Annotated in this window: 3 protein-coding genes; 2 read left to right on the top strand and 1 reads right to left on the bottom strand. The window is 42.8% G+C overall.

Annotated features, from left to right (window positions below):
* The coding region (locus WB217_RS01445) for a DUF1572 family protein (protein ID WP_423989972.1) at window positions 1-396 on the top strand (396 nt) is incomplete at its 5' end.
* Window positions 397-485: 89 nt separating this feature from the next.
* Here the strand turns inward: WB217_RS01445 and WB217_RS01440 are convergent.
* Window positions 486-914, bottom strand: coding sequence for a DUF4395 domain-containing protein (locus WB217_RS01440; RefSeq protein ID WP_423989970.1), 429 nt, complete (start codon window positions 912-914; stop codon window positions 486-488).
* Window positions 915-1,116: 202 nt separating this feature from the next.
* On the opposite strand from WB217_RS01440, the gene WB217_RS01435 reads away from it, so the two are divergent.
* Window positions 1,117-2,114: VanW family protein (locus WB217_RS01435; RefSeq protein ID WP_423989968.1), on the top strand; the 998-nt coding region annotated here is incomplete at its 3' end.

Below are 2,114 nucleotides of genomic sequence, written 5' to 3'. Positions count from 1 at the left end.
GTTCTGGTCAGGCATATGAGCGGGAACTTGAAATCAAGGTTTAATGACTTTTTAACTTCAGATGGAGAGAAGCCAGATCGAAATCGAGACGGAGAATTCGAGGGAGCTTACGAATCTAAAACTCAGTTGTTAGACGCGTGGAATTCAGGCTGGGAGGTTTTATTTCATACGCTTGCCGGGCTGAAGGAAGAGGATTTGACCAAGACTGTGTTGATCCGCAGCGAACCCCACTCTGTCATGGAGGCGATTCAGCGGCAAATTGTCCATCAATCCAGCCATTCTGGTCAAATCGTCTATATTGCGAAAATGATTAAAGATAAAGATTGGACTACATTAAGCATTCCGAGGGGAAAGTCTGAAAAATTCAATCAGCAGATGGATGAGCAGTTTAAATAGGACTTAAACTTCGCAGGTTTCAATCAGTTAGCAAACGGAAGGAAAAAGCCCCAAGGTGAATAATATTTCACCTTGGGGCTTTTAATAAATCAGTGCATAACTGTTTTCCTGGCGCGAAACTTTTTCCACTGGAATCGGATGAAACAGCCGACACAGAATCCGAGAATGGCAATGAATGCTGCTAGTGCAACCATAATCGTAAAGAAATGGCCAAGCCCAATGAAGTCCACTGAATAGGAGATCAGTCCGCCTGCTAAACAAATGACTGCAATAAGTTGATTAAAATGTTGCTGCTCCCAATCTTCAGGGATGTATTCCGATGGAGCCTTTTTTAAAAAGGTTTTCGCAATCCGCATAACCGGGTTAAACCCAAACACCAAACCTAAAATTCCCGCTCCCAGCGGCAAAGCCAATATCCATTCGAAACCTGTTATCCAGGCAGAAACCACACTTAAAACAATAAACCACTGATTTGTTCTAACAAGAGGCTGGGGAACAGAGCGCAAAGTTGTTTGCATTTTAATTCCAACCTTTCTTATATGTTTTATAGGATAATAAGTATTTTATCTTATTTTCATCCCAGTGTGAAGAAAAAGGATCATTTTTCTCTAAAATGGACTTTTAGCTGAATTTGGAAAAGGCTTCCTGAATACTATATAAACTGAATGACCGGATTCAATGGTCCGGTACAAATATAGAGAGAACGTTGGGGGAAATAGGGTGAAAAGCAGAAAAGTACTAGTCGTTTTGCTGGCTGCAGGAATTGTGGGGCTAGCTGGGTGTTCAGGGGATAGTTCAAGAGAAGATGAACTCGAGAAAAAGGTAGCCGAGCTTGAAAAAAAGATCGAAAAGGAAAAAGAAAAGACAGAAGATGAAAAAAAACCTGAGGAAGAAGTAGTGGAAGAGCCAGAACCTGTTGTCATCAATGTTATTGATCCAACTACAAAAGCCGTGATTAGAACCTTTCGTCCTGCTGACCTAGGCTATGGGACAGACACGACAAAATTCAAGGCTGAAATAGAGAAATGGGCAAGGGAATTAGCTAGAGGTACAGGAACCAAGGCCGGTTATGATCAACGAATGACTTTGGATAAAATCGGAACAGATGGCCAGGTGAAGAAAGGAACTCCTCAAACGATCCTGGAAGAAGCTGAACTTGTTGAAAAAGTGATCGCTGCTTCTGAAAAAGGCGGTGATATCGAATTGCCGCTCTATGTAACGGCGAGCGGGTACAAGATGGAGGATGTAAGCCATTTAGGAGAAGTGGTCGTAGGGAGTTATACAACTTACTTCAATCCGGGTGTTGCAGGAAGAACGAAGAATATCGAGCTGTCTGCTGAAGCAATTAATAATATCATTCTCGGATCAGGAGATGTCTTTTCCTTTAATACAACGGTGGGCCCCAGTGATGCTGCCCATGGATACCAGCCTGCAGAAGAAATTGTCAATAAAAAACTGGTTATGGGCATAGGCGGAGGCATTTGCCAGACGTCATCCACACTTTTCAATGCAGTTGACCTGTTGGGAGTTGGGTATGTGGAAAAGCATCATCATTCTTTAACAGTGGGATATGTTCCGAAGGGGAGAGATGCCACTGTATCGTACGGGGGCAAGGATTTCAAATTTCAGAATACAACTGGTGTTCCTCTTTTGCTGAAAGCTGTCATGGGGAAAGGGTCACTGACGGTTGAAGTCAGGACATCCAAACAATATGAATC

This window comes from Mesobacillus sp. (assembly GCF_049588175.1).
Classification (GTDB): domain Bacteria; phylum Bacillota; class Bacilli; order Bacillales; family Cytobacillaceae; genus Mesobacillus.
The sequence above is the reverse complement of the archived record's forward strand: the minus strand, read 5'-3'. Positions and strand labels throughout refer to the sequence as shown.